Consider the following 17,086-nt stretch of genomic DNA (forward strand, 5'->3'; position numbering starts at 1 on the left):
TTTGGTAGCCCCGCAATGGGGCGCCCGGCCTTCGGAGTTGGCATGACTTTCTCCCCCTGTCGATCGCATGTCTTGGGGGGTGGTGTCACCGGCTCCGGAGGCATCGACAGACCGCTGATTAGGGGCATGACCACCGGCTTCTTCGCAGGTCGGGAGGCTCTTCGTAATGTGGATGTGGCGATCGGTGCCGTGGGACGGCCGGGCGAGGACGACCGAAGGACGCACGTGATCGACGTCAGTGACATCGGCGCTTTCCTCGGCCTGGACGTCGGCAAGGGCGAACACCACGCCACCGCCGTCACCCCGGCCGGGAAGAAGGCCTTCGACAAGCGGCTGCCCAACAGCGAGCCGAAGCTCCGCGAAGTGTTCGGCAAACTGCAGGCCAAGCACGGGACCGTGCTCGTGGTGGTCGACCAGCCGGCCTCGATCGGGGCTCTGCCGCTGGCGGTGGCCCGGGACATGGGCTGCCCGGTCGCCTATCTGCCCGGCCTGACGATGCGGCGGATCGCCGACCTCTATCCCGGCGAGGCCAAGACAGATGCCCGCGACGCGTTCGTCATCGCAGACGCGGCCCGCGTCATGCCTCACACGCTCCGCTCGGTCGACCTCCAGGACGAGACCATCGCCGAGCTGGAGATGATCGTCGGCTTCGACGACGACCTGGCCGGCGAAGCAACCCGCATCAGCAACCGCCTGCGGGGCCTGCTCACCCAGATCCACCCGTCGCTGGAACGGATCCTGGGCCCACGCGTCCAACACCCGGCCGTGCTCAAGCTCCTCGACCAGTTCGGCTCCCCGGCCCAGATCCGCAAAGCCGGACGCCGACGGCTCATTGCGTTGATACGCCCGAAGGCACCGCGGATGGCCGAGCGGCTCGTCGAGGACATCTTCACCGCACTGGACGAACAGACCGTCGTCGTCCCGGGCACCGACGCGGCCGCTCTGATCGTCCCCAGCCTCGCCAACTCGCTCCGAGCGGTGCTTGACCAGCGGAAACTCTTGGCCACCCGGATCGAGGAACTGCTGGAGAACCACCCTCTTTCCAAGGTCCTGACGTCCATGCCGGGGATCGGCGTCAGGACCGGAGCCCGCATCCTCATCGACGTCGGCGACGGCCGTTCGTTCCCGACCGCCGCCCACCTCGCCGCCTACGCCGGCCTCGCCCCCACAACCCGCAGTTCTGGCTCCTCGATCCGCGGCGAACAACCATCCCGCCGCGGAAACAAGCAGCTCAAACGGGCCTTCTTCCTGTCCGCGTTCGCGGCTCTGGCCGACCCGGCCTCCCGGACCTACTACGACAAGAAGATCAGCCAGGGAAAACACCACACCCAAGCCCTCCTCTGCCTCGCGAGACGACGAGCCGACGTACTCTTCGCGATGCTCCGCGACGGCACCTTCTACGACCCCCAACCCGCCCCATCAGCTTGACGAAACCCATAGGGGCACCCCCCCACGCTCGAAGATGCCCCCACGCCGGAAGAAAGGTGATCGCCATGCCCCTTGGTCTGCTCAGGAGTCGAAACTCCCGGGGGAGTCGACGCTCCCGAGGGGCGCAAGGTGTCCCGTTGCCCGTACCGGCCGGTGCCGGCGTCGTGGGCCGCGAGGTCCTGGACCCGGTGGGGCTGCCGATGCGCGGCGCCGACGTGACGGTGACGGCGCTGGACTCGCACCAGGTCGTGGCGTCCGGTACGACGGACCCGTACGGCCTCTTCTTCGCCGCGCTGCCCCCGGGCCGCTACAGCCTGATGATCACGGCCGAGGGTCTGACACCGCACCGGGAGACCCTGGACGTCGTCGCCGGTCCGCCGCTGCCCGCCACACGCGTCCAGCTGACGTCGGCCCGGCAGCTGGAACTGCCGGCGGCCGGCACCTGGCTGTTCGACCCGCCGCACACGGCGATCCGGTTCATCGCCAAGCACGTCGGCATGGCCCATGTCCACGGCCGCTTCGAGCGGTTCACCGGCGGCATCCGGGTGGCGCCCGACATGACCGAGTCCCAGGTGTCGGTGCGCATCGACGCGGCCAGCATCACGACGGGCAACAACACCCGGGACAACCATCTGCGTTCGGCGGACTTCCTGGACGTCGAGCGCTACCGGTACATCGACTTCGCCAGCACACGCTTCGCCTACCGGGGCGGCGCCAAGTGGACCCTGCACGGCTCGCTCACCATGCACGGAGTGAGCCGCTCGGTGGAGCTGGACACCACCTACCTGGGGTCGGTCAACGGCGGCTACGGCGAGGAGCTGCGGTGCGCGGCGCTGGCCAAGGCGGAGCTGCACCGGGAGGACTTCACCCTGAACTGGCGCAGCATGCTGGCCCGCGGGATCGCGGTCGTCGGTCCCACGGTCCAACTGGAGCTGGACGTGCAGGCGATGTACCGCACGCACGACACACCGACGCCGCCGGACTAGGCGACGTCCCGCGCCGTCCTCACGGTCGGCTCCGGGCCGCTGTCAGACAGCTCACGCCCCGGTTACGAATCGCTCAACCTCTGGTTGCGGCGCGGTGATCGGGTGACTATGGGGTCATGACACCGGCCCAACGCGCCATGGAACGACTGGAAGTCTGGCCCGACCTCAGCTCGGGCCCGGCCAGTTGCGGCGCAGGACGGGCACTGCGCTCCGTCCACAGCGACATCGTGCACTTCCACTCCGACCGCGACGTGGACCTGCATCTGACGGTGTCGGCCATCCGGCGGTTCCACGACGACCTGCGGGAGTCGACCGCGATCCGGCTGGTCCCCGGCTCGGGCTGGGTGACCGTCCATCTCGACTGCGACACGGACGTGGATCTGCTGATGAGCCTGGTCAGCGCCGCGCTCAAGGCCCATCAGAACCGGCCCTCCCCTGCCGGGCGCCCGGCAGGGAACGAGTGCAACTTCCGTCGCGTCACGGTGCTGCCCCGCGGCTAGGTGCTGTCGTCACATTCCCGCCTGCTCGGAGTCGTCCTCGCCCGCCTCCAGCAGGCCCGCGGCCGCGCCGACGATCCGGGGGTCGGGGGTGCCGACGATCTCCTCGTCCTTGTCGGTGTAGTCGAAGCGGGCCAGCACACTGCGCATGGCCTCGACGCGGGCCCGCTTCTTGTCGTTGCTCTTCACCACCGTCCAGGGCGCGTGCTCGGTGTCCGTCTCGCGGAACATGGCGACCTTGGCGGCGGTGTAGTCCTCCCAGCGGTCCAGCGAAGCCAGGTCCATGGGGCTGAGCTTCCACTGCCGTACGGGGTCGACCTGGCGGATGGTGAACCGGGTGCGCTGCTCGCCCTGGGAGACCGAGAACCAGAACTTGATCAGGTCGACGCCGTCGTCCACCAGCATCCGCTCGAAGGCGGGCGCCTGCCGCATGAAGCGCCGGTACTCGTCGTCCGTGCAGAAGCCCATCACGCGCTCCACACCGGCCCGGTTGTACCAGGACCGGTCGAACAGGACGATCTCGCCGGCGGTCGGCAGATGCTCGACGTACCGCTGGAAGTACCACTGCCCGCGCTCACGCTCGGTCGGCTTCTCCAGCGCCACGACCCGGGCGCCGCGCGGGTTGAGGTGCTCCGTGAAGCGCTTGATGGTGCCGCCCTTGCCGGCCGCGTCCCGCCCTTCGAAGACGATGACGAGACGGCGGCCGGTCTCCTTGATCCAGCTCTGCAGCTTCAGCAGTTCGATCTGCTGCAGTCGCTTGTGCCACTCGTACTCCGGGCGCTCCATGCGCTGCTGGTACGGGTAGTTCTCGCGCCAGGTGTCCACCGGGCTGCCGTCCGGCCGGATCAGTACGGGGTCGTCCTGGTCGGTGTAGTCGACGCGCAGCCCTGACAGCAGTTCGGTGTCCATACACACCCATGGAAGCGAGCGCTTTCGTACGGTCGGCGAACCCCAGGCAAAGATCACGTATAGGTGATGTCCGACGAGCTGTACCGGCAGTGCGTGCCGTCCGGGCCGCTGCCGGCCCCGCTGGGCTCGGCACCGGAGTCGTTGCCCTGGAAGCGGGCGCAGACGGTGATGTCCCGGCCGCCGTCGCCGACGATCCGCAGGCCCGAAAGGGTCGCCGTGTCGCCGTAGTTGGTGTTGATTCCGGCGATGGCGTTGCCGGGCCGGTCGCCTTCACGTTCCTGATGACGACATGCCGTGGGTACTGCGTGTCGCAGTTGCCGCACGAGCGGTACAGCTTGCCGAAGTCCTCGACCTGGAAGTTCTCGATGGTCAGGGTTCCGGCGCCGTTGTGCTGGAAGACCTTGTCGTCCGCCTTGCGCGCGCCGCCGCCGATCACGAGGTACGTCGCCGACGCCGACGTGCCCTTGAAGGTCGCCGCGTCCTCGCCCACGTCCTGCCACCACACGTTCCGCAGGGTGCAGCTGCCCAGGCAGTGCACGCCGTCGGCGGCCGGGGAGCCCAGGATCACGTTCTGCAGAATGGCTCCGTCGGCGAGTTCGAAGAGCGGTCCCTGGTCCTCGTCCTGGCCATCGCTGCCGAGGGCTCCGGAGCCGTGGAAGCGCTTGAGGCCGCCGTCGTAGCTGCCGGAGACCTCGATGGTGGTGGTCACCGGCTTGTCGGCGGTGGGGGCGGGCCAGACGGCGAGGCGAGTGCCGGTCGACCGTGCCGGGGTGGCGGACGGCGAGGGTTGGGGGCTCTTGCGCGGGGAGGCGGAGGGGGACGGTGAGGGTGAGGCCTTCGAGGGTGACGGGGACGCCGAAGCGGATTTCGTGGGCGACGACGGCGAGGCGCTCAGCACGGCTGGTGTCCGGCTCGTGCCGTCGGCCCTGTCGTCCTCGCCGGGCCCGGAGGTGAACGAGGCCAGAAGTACACCGGCGGTGACGGCCACGGCTACGACGGCCGTCGTGGCGGCTCCGATCAGCAGGTGACGGCGGTGGCTGTTGCCCGGTCTCTTGCGGTGCGATCCTCGGGTCGTTGCTCTCGTGCTCATGTGGTGGCTCTCGTTCGTCGTTCGGGGTGGCCAGGAGGCCCCTCGACCGGTCAGTCGCCACCGGGCGCGCAGAGGTTGCCGGTCAGTTTTCCGACGAGGTCACCGCGGTTCGGCCTCCACGAGCCGGGCCAGGTTCGCGAGCGACATGCGCATGCCCGTCTCGTTGTCCTTCGGCGGCACGGCGTCGGGGACTCCCTCGTGGACGACGAGGACGTCCGTGCCGCCGCCGTCCGCGTCGGTGAGGGTGGTGGTCATCCTCATCGTGCCGCGCAGCGCGGGGTCGTCGGTCTCGAACTCGACCTCCTCGACGACCTGTTCGTCCGGCACGATTTTCACGAAGCGGCCGTGATAGGTGTCGGTGTGCGCGTCCGACTTGCCCGTGCCGGTCGGCAGGTCGTACGTGAGGGACACGCGGAACGCCCCGCCTTCCCGGCCGTCGAACTCGTGCACATGCCCGGTCATACCGTCCGGCACCCGCCAGTCGGCGACTGCCTGCCCGTCCAGCAGAGCCCGGTACACGGCCGCGCGTGAGGCGTTGACGTGCCGGGAGACCCGCGTCGCGTACATGGCCTCACGATAGTGGCGGGGGTACGGAACGGCAGCCGGACGGACCCGGACACCACGCAGGCCCGGCCCACGCCCGCCTCAGGGGGACTCCCACTCCTGGACGAGGAGACGCGGGAGCTGTTCCTGCACGGCAACGCCCGCCGCGTCTTCGCCCTCTGACGCCCGCCCCTCTGACACCCACCCTGGGACTCAGCGCACCAGACAGGGCCGCTTCGCGTCGAAGGTCCAGCCGTCGATCAGGTACCGCATCCCGACGGCGTCGTCCCGGCCCGACAGCGCCTTCTCCTCGTACAGTTGCCGCGCCGCCAGGAGCCGGTCCCTGTCCAGCCGGACGCCCAGTCCGGGCGTGTCCGGCACGGCGACCTCGCCGCCGGTGATCCTGGGCGGCTCGACGGTGAGCCGTTCCCGTCCCTCCTGCCAGATCCAGTGTGTGTCCAGGGCGTTGTACTCGCCGGGGGCGGCCGCTCCGCAGTGCGCCATCATCGCCAGGGAGATGTCGAAGTGGTTGTTGGAGTGGCATCCCCAGGTCAGCCCCATGGCGTTGCACAGCTGGGCGACGCGCACCGAGCCCTGCATGGTCCAGAAGTGCGGGTCGGCGAGCGGGATGGAGACCGACTGCAGGGCCAGGGCGTGGGCCAGTTGTCGCCAGTCGGTGGCGATCATGTTGGTCGCCGTGGGCAGCCCGGTGGCCCGGCGGAACTCCGCGAGGATCTCGCGGCCCGAGTAGCCGCCCTCCGCCCCGCAGGGATCCTCGGCGTAGGCGAGCGTGCCGACGAGGGGCCGGCACAGTTCGACGGCCTCGCGCAGGGACCAGGCGCCGTTGGGGTCGAGGGTGATCCGTGCCTCGGGGAAGCGCTCCTTGAGGGCGGTGACGGCCTTGACCTCCTCCGCGCCCGGCAGGACGCCGCCCTTGAGCTTGAAGTCACGGAAGCCGTAGTGGTCGTAGGTGGCCTCGGCCTGCCGGACGATCGCCTCCGGGGTCAGGGCCTCCTCGTGCCGGACGCGGTACCACTCGACGTTCGCGTCGGGATCGCGGACGTAGTCCAGGTCGGTCCGGTCCGGGTCGCCGACGTAGAAGAGGTAGCCGAGGACCCGTACGGCGTCGCGCTGCTTGCCGTCGCCCAGCAGGGCGGCGACCGGGACCTCCAGGTGCTGCCCCAGCAGGTCGAGGAGCGCCGACTCGACGGCGGTGACCGCGTGCACCGTCGTCCGCAGGTCGAAGGTCTGGGCGCCGCGGCCGCCCGCGTCACGATCGGCGAAGGTCGCCTCGATCGCGCGCAGGACGCGCTTGTAGTCGCCCACGCGCGCGCCGACGACGAGGGATTCGGCGTCGCGCAGGGTCCGGGTGATCTTCTCCCCGCCGGGCACCTCACCGAGGCCCGTGCGTCCTTCGGAGTCCTCGATGACGACGACGTTGCGGGTGAAGTACGGGGCGTGCGCGCCGGAGAGGTTGAGGAGCATGGAGTCGTGGCCGGCGACCGGATGGACGGCGAACTTCGTGACGACGGGTTGGCTCATTGCGGGGCCGGTGCCCTTCTCGTGAGTGACGACGGGGTGGGGAGGGGTGAGGAGGGGCGGAGAGGGTCAGATGTTCAGGGCGTCCAGGACTTGTTCCAGCACCAGTACGCCACCCAGACCGAGGATCGCCAGCACGGTCGTGTACGTCGTGCGCGCCTTGATCGCGTCCAGGACGGACAGGTTGAAGTACTCCTTGAACATCCAGAATCCCGGGTCGTTGACATGGGAGAAAGCGATCGAGCCGCAGGACACGGCGAGGACCATCACCTCGGGGTGGACGCCGCTGCCCGCGAGCAGGGGCAGCGCCACGCCGGAGGCGGTGACGACGGCGACGGTCGCGGAGCCGAGGGCCACGCGGAGGATGGCGGCGATCAGCCAGGCGAGGAGGATCGGGGAGATGGGCCAGCCGTCGGTGGCGTCCTTGATGTAGTCGGATATCCCGCCCTCGACGAGGACGTTCTTGAAAGCACCGCCCGCGCCGATGACGAGCAGGATCATCGCCATCGCCTGGGCGGCCTCCTTGCACGAGGCGCTGACCTCGGCGAGGCTGCGGCCGATGCGCGGGCCGAGCGCCCAGACGGCGACGAGCAGGGTCAGCAGCAGGGCGATCGGCGCGGAGCCGATGAACGCGACGAAGTGCAGGACGCCGCTGTCCCCGGAGGCGGCCAGGTCGGTCACGGCGGCCCCGGCGATGAGGACGACGGGCAGCAGGGCGATGGACAGCGACCAGCCCAGGCCGGGCAGCTCGTCGTCGTCGAAGACCCGCTCGCTCACCAGGCCCTTGGGGATGGCGGGGTTCATCGCCCGGACGAAGGGCAGGCGCGGCCACAGCAGGGCGACGAGCGCGCCGGCCGGGACGGCGATGAACAGGCCGTAGAACAGGGTGAGTCCGACGGAGGCCTGGAAGGTGGCGGCCACCGCGGTGGGGCCGGGGTGGGGCGGCAGGAAGCTGTGCATGGTGGACAGGGCGATCGACATGGGCAGCCCCACCCACAGCAGGTTCGAGCGGGTGACCCGGACGAGGGTGAAGGCGATCGGCACGATGATCACGAAGGCCACCTCGTAGAACATCGTCACGCCGATGAGCATGGCCGTCAGCACCATGGCCACCTGCACCCAGCGCGGCCCGCACAGGTCGAGGAGCCGGCCGGCTATCCGCTGGGCGGCTCCGGAGTCCCCCATCACCCGGCCGACCATGGCACCGAGCCCAATGGTGAGCATGGTGTCGCCGATCTGGTCGCCGATGCCCTCGGCGAGGACGTCCGGGATCTTCTCCGGCCCGATCCCCTGCACCAGGCCGACGCCCACGGCCACCAGGAGCAGGGCGGCGAAACCGTTCAGCCTGAGCTTGGTCATCAGCACGAGCAGGACCAGAACACTGATCCCGACCACCACGAGCGGCATGTTGCGGTTCTCCTTTGAACGTCGGCCGCGTTCACCCCGACGAACGGGGTCCTCATATAAAGACGTCGTCTACATATGAGGACGGAGATTATGTTCGTGGCTGGCCAGCGGTCAATGGGTCTGCGGCGCCGGATTCGCGGGCCCGCACACGCGCCGGTCCACAAGGGCGGGCGCTCGCGCCGACCTACGAGGCCTGCCAGCCGCTCCAGCGGACAACGGTGATCACGACCGCCGGGCCCGCCGGGGGCCGTTGCCGGTACTGGGGGTACTTCCGCCGCAACAGGCCGACGGCGACGGCGTACTCGTCGCGTGTCCTCTCGTCGGACGCGTCGGGCAGCAGGGTCCGGGCGTCGCCGTCGGCCCGGACCCACCACAGGCGGTCCCAGTCCTCGTCGTACTCGTCCACGAGCAGGCTGACCGCCGGGTGCGCGGCGATGTCGCGCAGCCGCCCGAGCCGCTCGGAGCGCTTCGGCTTGCGGTCGACGGCGGTGACGATCCTTTCGCCGCGCCGGGCGAACACCACGGGCACCAGGTGCGGGCGCCCCAGCGGGTCGACCGTCGCCAGTCGCGCGACCCGGGCAGCGGCGAACCGGCGGCGCGCCTCGTCCTCCTCCATGTCCTGCACTGTCCGCTCCTTCGGCCTCAGCGGTACGGGTGCCCCCACGCGGGTACCCCTATCGGCGTACGGATCGACGTACGGCCCCCTCGCGGGAGACGACCTCCTGGGCCTGGCCTGCCGAGCGGATCAGAGGTGAGTGCACATGGTCGGCGACACCGACGACGACATCCAGACCCGGCGGCACGGTGCCGGCGGCCACCGGGCGGTGCCGCACACGGCCGACATCCGCGTCGAGGCGTGGGCCGTGAGCCGGGAGCGCTGTCTGGTCGAGGCCGCGCTGGGCATGGTGGAGTGCTTCGCGGACGTCACGGCGGTACGGCCCACCTCGGTGGAGCGGGTACGGTTCGAAGAGGACAGCGACGAGGGCCTGCTGACGGCGCTCCTCGACGAGGTCGTCTTCCGCCTCGACGTGGACGGCCGCGTGCCCGTCGACCTGGAGGCCGACACCACGGACGGCGACCTCGACGTGCGCCTCGCGCTCGTCGAACTGACGGACGTGGAGGTCACCGGAGCCACCCCGAAGGGCATCTCCTGGCACGGGCTGCGTATCGGGCCGGACCCCTACGGGTGGTCGTGCGCGGTGACTGTGGACGTGTGAGGCCGTGGCTGTGGACGTGTGAGGCTGGTGGCTGGGGACGTGTGATGCTTGCGGGTCCGCAGCAGCCGCAAGGCCATACGGCCCCGTACGACGGCCCGCCGCACCCTTCGCCCTCAACCCTTCACCACCCCCAGCGGCACCAGTCGAGCCACCGTCCGGCACAGCCGTGCCCCTTCGCTCGCGGCCACCACCTCGCTCACGTCCTTGTACGCCTCGGGCGTCTCCTCCGCGAGGCCGCGCAGCGACCGCGGGCGTACCGCTATGCCGGCCGACTCCAGCCGGGCCCGCAGTTCACGGCCGCCCACCGCGCGGGCGGCCTGGTGGCGGCTGAGGACGCGGCCTGCGCCGTGGCAGGTGGAGGAGAACGCGTCTCCGCCTGTCACGCCGACCAGGACGTACGAGGCGGTGCCCATCGTGCCCGGGATCAGCACCGGCTGGCCGACCTCGCGCAGGTCGTCCGGCAGGTCCGGATGGCCGGGCGGGAAGGCGCGGGTGGCGCCCTTGCGGTGAACACAGAGAGTGCGGCGTGTTCCGGCCACCGGGTGGGACTCGATCTTGGCGAGGTTGTGGGAGACGTCGTACACCAGGGACAGCCGGATGCCCGCGGCGTGGCGGAAGACCTCGCGAGCCGCGTCGGACAGCAACTGGCGGTTGGCGCGGCCGTAGTTGGCGGCTGCGGCCATCGCGCCGAGGTACCTCTGCCCCTCCGGCGACTCGACCGGCGTGCAGGCCAGTTGACGGTCGGGGACCTTGATGCCGTAGCGGGTCATCGCGCGGTCCATCAGCCGGACGTGATCGGTGCAGATCTGGTGGCCGAGGCCCCGGGAGCCGCAGTGGATCATCACGCACACCTGGCCGACGGCGATCCCGAACGCGGCGGCGGCCGTCTCGTCGTACACCTCGTCGACGCGCTGCACCTCGAGGAAGTGGTTGGCGGAACCGAGGCTCCCGACCTGCCCGAGCCCGCGCTCTCGCGCCCGCGCGCTCACCTGGTCCACGTCGGCGTCGGCGACCGCCCCGCCGTCCTCGCAGCGCGTCAGGTCGCGACCCTCGCCGTGCCCCTCCCCCACGGCGTACCGGGAGCCGCCCCGCAGGATTCGCTCCAGTTGGCCGGGGCCGGTCAGGTGCCACACCCCGCCGGGCCCGGCGCCGCGCGGGATGGCGCGGTCCAGGCCGTCCATCACCTCGGGCAGCGCGGACCCGAGCCCCTTCTGGTCGGTGTCGGCGGCGAGCAGCCGTACGCCGCAGGAGATGTCGAAGCCGACCCCGCCGGGCGAGACGACCCCGCCTTCGGCCACGTCGGTCGCCGCGACGCCGCCGATGGGGAAGCCGTAGCCCCAGTGGATGTCGGGCATGGCGTACGACGCGCGGACGATGCCCGGCAGCGTGGCCACGTTGACCACCTGCTCCAGTGACTTCTTGGCGTCGTTCAGCAGTTTCCGGGACGCGAACACCACGCCCGGCACCCGCATGGGGCCGTGCGGGTCGATGCGGAAGCGGTGGGGAGCTTCCTGGATCAGTTCCATGGCAGCCTCCCGCACTTCGCTCGGCGGTCTCCCGCGCCCGGCATCGCAGGTGCGGGGTACCCCCGTGGGGGGCTCCCTATCGCGGCGGGCGCGCTGGGGAGATCGGGGGTGCGTGCCGGGGGTGGGGGAGGCGGTGACGTGCGGGTCCAGGCGGCGGGGAGGTGCGGGTCCATGGGGCCGGGGACGTGCGGGTCCCACGGGTCCGGGGGCCTGCGGGTACAGGCGTCCGGGGACCTGCGGGTCCCACGCGTTCGGCGACCGACGGGCCCCACGCGGCCGGTCGGCAGCCCGGAAGGTCCGGCGAGACGCCCGCCCCCGGCACCCTGGCGACGCAGGAGAGGAAACGCTGGAGGATCTCCGCGACCATGCCCACGCCGGGCCGGACGACTGGCTGCGCGATGGCCGACGGCCGACGGCCCGCACAGCGCCCTCGCGCCCGAGGCACCCTCGCCGCGCACCACCCGCAACACCCCGCGCCGAGATCCACGACCTGCACGACGTGCTCGGCACCGCCGAGCGCCCCCAGCCGCAGGGCCCTCGGCGCCCGCCCCGCCCTCGCACCCGACGCCGCCACCGACACCACCACCGCAATCCCGACCCCGCCCCCGACCTCGTACCGTTGAGACATGAGCGGCGGCACGGTGACGCTGTTCGTCTGTGGCGACGTGATGCTCGGACGCGGTGTCGACCAGATCCTGGCCCGGCCCGGCGACCCGGTGCTGCGGGAGGGGTACGTCACGGACGCCCGGTCCTACGTGAGCATGGCGGAGGCGGTCAACGGCCCGATCCCGGCGCCGGTCGACCCGTCCTGGCCGTGGGGCGAGGCGCTGCGGCTGCTGGAGGCGAGCGCCCCGGACGTGCGGATCGTCAATCTGGAGACGTCCGTCACGCGCAGCGACGCGTTCGAGCCCGGCAAGGCGGTTCACTACCGCATGCATCCGGCCAACCTGCCCGCGCTCACGGTGGCCCGGCCCGATGTCTGCGTCCTGGCCAACAACCATGTGCGGGACTTCGGCCGCGCGGGCCTGGAGGAGACGCTCGACGTGCTGCACGGGGCAGGGCTGCGGACGGCGGGCGCGGGACGGAGCGCCGAGGAGGCGTATGCGCCCGTGGCGCTCCCGCTCCCCCACGGCGGCCGCGTGCTCGTGTTCGCCCTCGGTGCCGGCGACAGCGGCATCCCCGCGCACTGGGCCGCGACGGCGGACCTGCCCGGCGTCGCCTACCTGCGCGAGCTCTCGCCCGCCACGGCCGCCGCCGCGGTGCGGCACATACGGCAGGTGAAGCGGGCCGGCGACATCGTCGTCGTATCCGTGCACTGGGGCTCCAACTGGGGCTACCTCGTCCCCCGCGAGCAGCGCCGCTTCGCGCACGCCCTGGTCGACGGCGGCGCCGATGTCGTCCACGGCCACTCCTCGCACCACCCCCGGCCGGTCGAGGTCTACCGGGACCGGCTGATCCTGCACGGCTGCGGCGACTTCGTCGACGACTACGAGGGCATCCCCGGCTACGAGCAGTACCGCGACGACCTGCGCATCGCCCACCTGGTGACGGTGGCGGCGGACACGGGCGAACTCACCGAGCTACGCATGGTGCCTCTGATCGCCCGCCGTATGCGCCTGGAGCCCGCCCCGCCCGAGGACCGCACCTGGCTGCACACCACCCTCGACCGCATCAGCCACGGCGCCCCTCTCGCCGTCGGTGCGGACGGCGCGCTCACCCTGACGAGGCCCGCCGCCCGAGCCACCCCCTGATCCGCCCTCTCCAGCCGAGCCTCACTCGCCGCGCAACGCCTCCAGCACATCGGCGTCGGTCAGCTGGCCGAAGTCCTGGTACCACTCGCCGACCGCGCTGAACAGCCTCGGCTGGTGCAGGCAGACGAAGTCGTCGACCAGCCGGCGCAGTTCCTCGGCCGCCTCCGGTGGGCAGACCGGCACGGCCAGGACCAGGCGCTCGGGCTCCTGGTGGCGTACGGCGCGCAGGGCGACGCGTGCGGTCGAGCCGGTGGCGACGCCGTCGTCGACGACTATGGCGGTACGGTCCCGCAGCCGGGGAGCCGGCCGGCCCTGCCGATAGCGCTCCTCGCGCCGCCGCAGCTCCTTGCGCTCCCGTTCCACCACCGGCGCCAGGTCGGCCTCGCTCAGTCCCAGCCGGTAGAGCGTCTGCTCGTCGAAGAGCGGAGGGCCGTCGCCCGCGAGCGCGCCGACCCCGAACTCCTCGTGGTGCGGGGCCCCGATCTTGCGGACGACGAGCACGTCCAGCGGGGCCTGAAGGACCCGGGCGATCTCCCGGGCGACCGCGACGCCGCCGCGCGGCAGTGCGAGGACCACGGGATGCGCGAGGATGCCCTTCTCCTGCCGGAAGCGCAGCTGCTCCGCCAGCTCCTGCCCGGCCTCCTTGCGGTCACGGAACTGCATGGGTTTCCCCTTCCGTCCGTCGCCGCGTACCCGCCCTCTGGCGCCGGACACACCGCAGGCCTCGGCCGACTTCCGGCGCCGCAGGGGTCTGGACCGCTCGGACAGGGCTGGCCTAGGGTTCCCGAGGGCAAGCGCTTTCTAGCCTGATCATGCCAACCCGGTTTACGGCCTTCAGCCACGTCTGCTCCGTCATGCACGGAAAGGAAGCGTCACGTGCCGCACCCCGAACCGCCCCGCCCGTCCCGCCGGTCCCAGCCGTCCCGCAAGGCGTTCCTGCGGGGACTGGCCGCTGCCGGAGCGGCCCCGCTGCTGCCCGGCGTCCTCGCCACGGCCGCCCCCGCCCGGGCCGCGTCGCACCGGCCCGACTTCCCGCTGGTGCAAGGCGGCGCCGCCGTCGAGCTGTACGTCGACGCGGCGGACGACCCCGCGGTGATCCGCGCGGCCGGTGATCTCCAGGCGGACGTCGAACGGGTCGGCGGAGTCCGGCCCAAGCTCGGTCACACGCTCCCGGAGACGGGCGCCGCGGGCCTGGTTGTGGTGGGCACCCTCGGCGCCAGCCCGGTCGTCGACCGGCTCGTGGCACAGGGCCGCCTGGACGTCTCGCGGGTCAAGGGACGCTGGGAGGCGTCGGTCACGCAGGTGGTGGAGCGTCCGCTGCCCGGAGTGGAGCGCGCCCTGGTGATCGCGGGCAGCGACCGGCGCGGCACGGTCTACGGCATCTACGACACCTCGGAGCGCATCGGGGTCTCCCCCTGGTACTGGTGGGCCGACGTCCCCGTGCCCCGCCGTGACACGGTGACGGTGCCCGCGGGCCCGCTCAAGCGGTACGAGCCCTCCGTCCGCTACCGGGGCATCTTCATCAACGACGAGCAGAACCTGACCACTTGGTCGCACCGCACCCAGGAGCCGGACAAGAACATCGGCCCCGAGACCTACAAGCGCGTCTTCGAGCTGCTGCTCCGCCTCAAGGCCAACTACCTGTGGCCGGCGATGCATCCGTACTCCGACTTCTTCAACAAGCACCGCGAGAACCCCGAACTCGCCGACCGCTACGGCATCGTCGTCGGCTCCAGCCACCCCGAGGCCCTGCTGCGCAACGGCGTGCACGAATGGGCACCGTGGGCCGAGGAGCACCGGGGCGCGGACGGCACCCTGCCGGTGTACGACTACACGGTGAACCCCGGCGTCATCTCCGCCTACTGGAGAGCCCGGGCGAGGCAGAACGCCGTGTACGAGAGCAGCTGGACGATCGGCATGCGCGGTCTGCACGACAGCGCGCTGGAGACCAAGTACGCCACGACCATTCCCGAGAAGGTCGCGGTGATGAACGACATCATCGCCGACCAGCGCAGCATCCTGGCCGAGGAGGTCGGCGCGGCCGTCGAGCCGCAGATCTTCATCCCGTACAAGGAGGTCCTGGAGCTGTACAACGCGGGCGTCCGGGTCCCCGACGACGTCACGCTGATCTGGCCGGACGACAACCACGGCAACATGCGCCAGCTGCCGAACGATGCCGAGCGGGGCCGGTCCGGCGGCAACGGCATCTACTACCACCTCTCCTACTGGGGCCGCCCGAAGAGCTATCTGTGGCTGGACACCACCCAACTCGCCAAGGTCTGGCAGGAGTTGCGGCGGGTGTACGAGCACGGCGTCGACCGGATGTGGATCTTCAACGTCGGTGACGTCAAGTCGATCGAGACCGGCCTGTCCTTCTCCATGGACATGGCCTGGGACGTGGACCGGTGGGAGGCCGACGACGTCGAGGACTTCCTGGCCGAGTGGGCCGGGCGGCAGTTCGGCCACCGGTACGGGCGGGAGATCGCCGCCGTCCGCAGCGAGTACTACCGGCTCGCGGCGGAGCGGCGCCCGGAGTTCATCGACCGCGGGGTGTTCTCCGTGATCCACCACGGCGACGAGGCGGGCCGCCGTATGGCCGCGTACGAGCGGCTGCTCGCACGGGTGCGGGCGGTGGGGGCCAAGGTGCCCGAGCAGTACCGGGACGCCTTCTTCGAACTGGTCGAATACCCGGTGCACGGCGCGTACTTGATGAACCTGAAGTACTACTGGGCGGACCGCAACGCGCTCGCCGTCCGGCAGGGACGCGGGGCCGGGACCAACCGTTTCGCGGACCTGGCCGAGGCGGCCCATGCCGAGGAGGCGGCGCTGACCAAGCGGTACAACACCGAGGTGGCGGGCGGGAAGTGGGACGGGATCGTCAACCCGTACCCCTCCCAGATTCCGAAGGCGCCCGGCCGCCCGGCCGTCACCCGGGTCGCCCGGCAGGAGACCTTGGGGCTGGGGGTGGCGGCCGAGGGCAACGAGACCGGCGCGGAGCGCCCGCTGTCCTTCTCCTCCTACACCCGGGACCGGCGCTTCCTCGACGTCTTCAACACCGGCTTCCTGCCGCTCGACTGGTCGGCCGAGGCGAGCCGTCCCTGGGTGCTGCTGAGCTCGGCGGGCGGCTCTCTGACCGACCAGACCCGGGTGTGGGTGGAGCTCGACTGGGCGCGGATGCCTGAGGGCACGTACGACGCCACGGTCGCCGTCAGCGGGGCGGGGCAGCGGGTCGAGGTGCCGTTGCGGGTGGTCAACGACGGTGAGCGGGCGCGCCGGCGGGCCCGGGGGTTCGTGGAGGCCCACGGGTACGTCTCGATCGACGCCTTGCACGCCGACCAGCGGGTGGCGCGCGGCGGGGCGCGCTGGCGTGCGGTGCGCGGGCTGGGCCGCCGTGCGGGCGCCTTGGAGGCGGTGCCGTCGACGGCGACCCCCGTCACCGCCGACTTCGCCACCAGGGCGCCGGAGTTGAGGTACCGGGTGCGCTTCGGCGGGGCCGGCACCTTCCCGGTCACCGTCTTCCGGCTGCCGTCCCTCGACGAGCGCGGCCACCGCCGGCTGGCCGTCGCCCTCGACGACCGGCCCGCCACCGTTCTCGCGGGCCAGGCCGTCGCCACCGGCAACCGGGGTGACGCCTGGGCCCGCAACGTGGAGGACGGCGTCGAGAAGCTGACCGCCACGGTGACCGTGGACGAGCCCGGTGAGCACATCCTGCGGATCTTCATGGTCGACCCGGGCATCGCCGTCGACCAGATCGTCATCGACACCGGCGGGCTGCCCGTCAGCTATCTGGCGCCGCCGGAGAGCTACCACCCGGTGTTCCGTCCCGACCCGGATCGGGCACCGGGCCGGTAGCCGCTACTGGATGGTCCAGCCCACACTGCCGACACCCGAGCTGTAGACCGCGCAGACGCCCGAGGACTCGCTGTACTGCCCCGGCGCCAGCGTCACCCACTGGCCGGAGACGTCCGGTGCCCAGCCGCAGACGACCTTGGCGCGGAAGGTGACGGTGCGGTCGGTGTTGTTCTGGCAGCCCGCGATGCCGTGGTCCGGGTTGTTGTTGTGCACCCAGCCGTCACAGTCGACGGTCCCCGCGGCCTGTGCGGGGGCGGCCATGCCGCCGAGGGTGAGGGCCAGGGCCGAGACGGTGGTGGCCAGGCCGGCTGCGAAGGTGCTCTTCCTGCGGTTCATGTGGG

Annotated in this window: 15 protein-coding genes and 2 pseudogenes; 8 read left to right on the forward strand and 9 right to left on the reverse strand. The window is 71.3% G+C overall.

The window, feature by feature from the left end; all coding sequences use genetic code 11:
- Positions 1–225: 225 nt before the first annotated feature.
- From QQM39_RS02725 to QQM39_RS02735, 3 genes are all read left to right on the forward strand, one after another.
- Complete coding sequence (locus QQM39_RS02725; RefSeq protein WP_302003442.1) at positions 226–1,428, forward strand: IS110 family transposase; 1,203 nt, start codon at positions 226–228, stop codon at positions 1,426–1,428.
- A 65-nt stretch (positions 1,429–1,493) separates the two neighbouring features.
- Positions 1,494–2,414, forward strand: a complete 921-nt coding sequence (locus QQM39_RS02730) for a YceI family protein (RefSeq protein ID WP_301994980.1) — start codon at positions 1,494–1,496, stop codon at positions 2,412–2,414.
- 116 nt (positions 2,415–2,530) lie between these two features.
- The gene (locus QQM39_RS02735) at positions 2,531–2,914 is read left to right on the forward strand and encodes a luciferase family protein (RefSeq protein ID WP_301994981.1); all 384 of its coding nucleotides are present in this window, start codon (positions 2,531–2,533) and stop codon (positions 2,912–2,914) included.
- Positions 2,915–2,923: 9 nt separating this feature from the next.
- Here QQM39_RS02735 and ppk2 read toward each other — a convergent pair whose 3' ends face one another.
- On the reverse strand, positions 2,924–3,820 hold the full coding sequence (ppk2, locus tag QQM39_RS02740) for a polyphosphate kinase 2 (protein WP_301994982.1): 897 nt from the start codon (positions 3,818–3,820) through the stop codon (positions 2,924–2,926).
- A 53-nt stretch (positions 3,821–3,873) separates the two neighbouring features.
- Positions 3,874–4,529: pseudogene (locus tag QQM39_RS02745) on the reverse strand (pectate lyase).
- Here QQM39_RS02745 and QQM39_RS02750 point away from each other — a divergent pair.
- On the forward strand, positions 4,516–4,848 hold the full coding sequence (locus QQM39_RS02750; protein WP_301994983.1) for a hypothetical protein: 333 nt from the start codon (positions 4,516–4,518) through the stop codon (positions 4,846–4,848). The pseudogene QQM39_RS02745 and the gene QQM39_RS02750 sit on opposite strands and share 14 nt — an antisense overlap.
- Before the next feature lie 161 nt (positions 4,849–5,009).
- Here QQM39_RS02750 and QQM39_RS02755 read toward each other — a convergent pair whose 3' ends face one another.
- Complete coding sequence (locus tag QQM39_RS02755; RefSeq protein ID WP_301994984.1) at positions 5,010–5,477, reverse strand: SRPBCC family protein; 468 nt, start codon at positions 5,475–5,477, stop codon at positions 5,010–5,012.
- A 12-nt stretch (positions 5,478–5,489) separates the two neighbouring features.
- Between QQM39_RS02755 and QQM39_RS02760 the strand changes: the two genes are divergently transcribed.
- Entirely contained in the window at positions 5,490–5,636 is a 147-nt protein-coding gene (locus QQM39_RS02760; protein WP_301994985.1) for a hypothetical protein, read from the forward strand.
- A 30-nt stretch (positions 5,637–5,666) separates the two neighbouring features.
- Here the strand turns inward: QQM39_RS02760 and QQM39_RS02765 are convergent, their stop codons facing one another.
- The 3 genes and pseudogenes from QQM39_RS02765 to QQM39_RS02775 all read right to left on the reverse strand — a co-directional run bounded on the left by QQM39_RS02765 (position 5,667) and on the right by QQM39_RS02775 (position 9,015).
- Positions 5,667–6,995 (reverse strand): enolase C-terminal domain-like protein, encoded by a 1,329-nt coding sequence (locus QQM39_RS02765; RefSeq protein ID WP_301994986.1) that lies wholly within the window; start codon positions 6,993–6,995, stop codon positions 5,667–5,669.
- Positions 6,996–7,061: 66 nt separating this feature from the next.
- Positions 7,062–8,414, reverse strand: a pseudogene (locus QQM39_RS02770) (gluconate:H+ symporter); the annotation flags it as partial.
- A gap of 169 nt (positions 8,415–8,583) precedes the next feature.
- A complete protein-coding gene (locus QQM39_RS02775) occupies positions 8,584–9,015 on the reverse strand; it encodes a TIGR03668 family PPOX class F420-dependent oxidoreductase (RefSeq protein ID WP_302003455.1) in 432 nt (143 codons plus the stop codon).
- Positions 9,016–9,160: 145 nt separating this feature from the next.
- Between QQM39_RS02775 and QQM39_RS02780 the strand changes: the two genes are divergently transcribed.
- A complete protein-coding gene (locus QQM39_RS02780) occupies positions 9,161–9,616 on the forward strand; it encodes an archease (RefSeq protein WP_301994988.1) in 456 nt (151 codons plus the stop codon).
- Positions 9,617–9,729: 113 nt separating this feature from the next.
- Here the strand turns inward: QQM39_RS02780 and QQM39_RS02785 are convergent, their stop codons facing one another.
- Positions 9,730–11,142: an RtcB family protein gene (locus QQM39_RS02785; RefSeq protein ID WP_301994989.1), complete on the reverse strand. Its 1,413-nt coding sequence runs from the start codon at positions 11,140–11,142 to the stop codon at positions 9,730–9,732.
- Between the two features lie 626 nt (positions 11,143–11,768).
- Here QQM39_RS02785 and QQM39_RS02790 point away from each other — a divergent pair.
- Complete coding sequence (locus QQM39_RS02790; RefSeq protein WP_301994990.1) at positions 11,769–12,893, forward strand: CapA family protein; 1,125 nt, start codon at positions 11,769–11,771, stop codon at positions 12,891–12,893.
- A 21-nt stretch (positions 12,894–12,914) separates the two neighbouring features.
- On the opposite strand, the gene QQM39_RS02795 is transcribed toward QQM39_RS02790, so the two are convergent.
- Positions 12,915–13,556 carry a phosphoribosyltransferase gene (locus QQM39_RS02795; protein ID WP_301994991.1) on the reverse strand — a complete coding sequence of 214 codons (642 nt, stop codon included), beginning with the start codon at positions 13,554–13,556 and terminating at the stop codon, positions 12,915–12,917.
- Positions 13,557–13,838: 282 nt separating this feature from the next.
- Between QQM39_RS02795 and QQM39_RS02800 the strand changes: the two genes are divergently transcribed.
- Positions 13,839–16,745 (forward strand): glycosyl hydrolase 115 family protein, encoded by a 2,907-nt coding sequence (locus tag QQM39_RS02800; protein WP_302003456.1) that lies wholly within the window; start codon positions 13,839–13,841, stop codon positions 16,743–16,745.
- Positions 16,746–16,748: 3 nt separating this feature from the next.
- On the opposite strand, the gene QQM39_RS02805 is transcribed toward QQM39_RS02800, so the two are convergent.
- Positions 16,749–17,081, reverse strand: coding sequence for a hypothetical protein (locus tag QQM39_RS02805; protein WP_301994992.1), 333 nt, complete (start codon positions 17,079–17,081; stop codon positions 16,749–16,751).
- Between the last annotated feature and the right edge of the window lie 5 nt (positions 17,082–17,086).

Origin of the sequence: Streptomyces sp. DT2A-34 (assembly GCF_030499515.1) — a bacterium.
Classification (GTDB): domain Bacteria; phylum Actinomycetota; class Actinomycetes; order Streptomycetales; family Streptomycetaceae; genus Streptomyces.

Excerpts from the sequence above, each read along its gene's own strand:
- QQM39_RS02780 (WP_301994988.1), top strand. The coding sequence starts at position 9,161 with ATGGTCGGCGACACCGACGACGACATCCAGACCCGGCGGCACGGTGCC.
- ppk2 (WP_301994982.1), bottom strand. The coding sequence starts at position 3,820 with ATGGACACCGAACTGCTGTCAGGGCTGCGCGTCGACTACACCGACCAG.
- QQM39_RS02730 (WP_301994980.1), top strand. The coding sequence starts at position 1,494 with ATGCCCCTTGGTCTGCTCAGGAGTCGAAACTCCCGGGGGAGTCGACGC.
- QQM39_RS02775 (WP_302003455.1), bottom strand. The coding sequence starts at position 9,015 with ATGGAGGAGGACGAGGCGCGCCGCCGGTTCGCCGCTGCCCGGGTCGCG.
- QQM39_RS02735 (WP_301994981.1), top strand. The coding sequence starts at position 2,531 with ATGACACCGGCCCAACGCGCCATGGAACGACTGGAAGTCTGGCCCGAC.
- QQM39_RS02765 (WP_301994986.1), bottom strand. The coding sequence starts at position 6,995 with ATGAGCCAACCCGTCGTCACGAAGTTCGCCGTCCATCCGGTCGCCGGC.
- QQM39_RS02795 (WP_301994991.1), bottom strand. The coding sequence starts at position 13,556 with ATGCAGTTCCGTGACCGCAAGGAGGCCGGGCAGGAGCTGGCGGAGCAG.
- QQM39_RS02755 (WP_301994984.1), bottom strand. The coding sequence starts at position 5,477 with ATGTACGCGACGCGGGTCTCCCGGCACGTCAACGCCTCACGCGCGGCC.
- QQM39_RS02750 (WP_301994983.1), top strand. The coding sequence starts at position 4,516 with ATGGTGGTGGTCACCGGCTTGTCGGCGGTGGGGGCGGGCCAGACGGCG.
- QQM39_RS02805 (WP_301994992.1), bottom strand. The coding sequence starts at position 17,081 with ATGAACCGCAGGAAGAGCACCTTCGCAGCCGGCCTGGCCACCACCGTC.
- QQM39_RS02790 (WP_301994990.1), top strand. The coding sequence starts at position 11,769 with ATGAGCGGCGGCACGGTGACGCTGTTCGTCTGTGGCGACGTGATGCTC.
- QQM39_RS02785 (WP_301994989.1), bottom strand. The coding sequence starts at position 11,142 with ATGGAACTGATCCAGGAAGCTCCCCACCGCTTCCGCATCGACCCGCAC.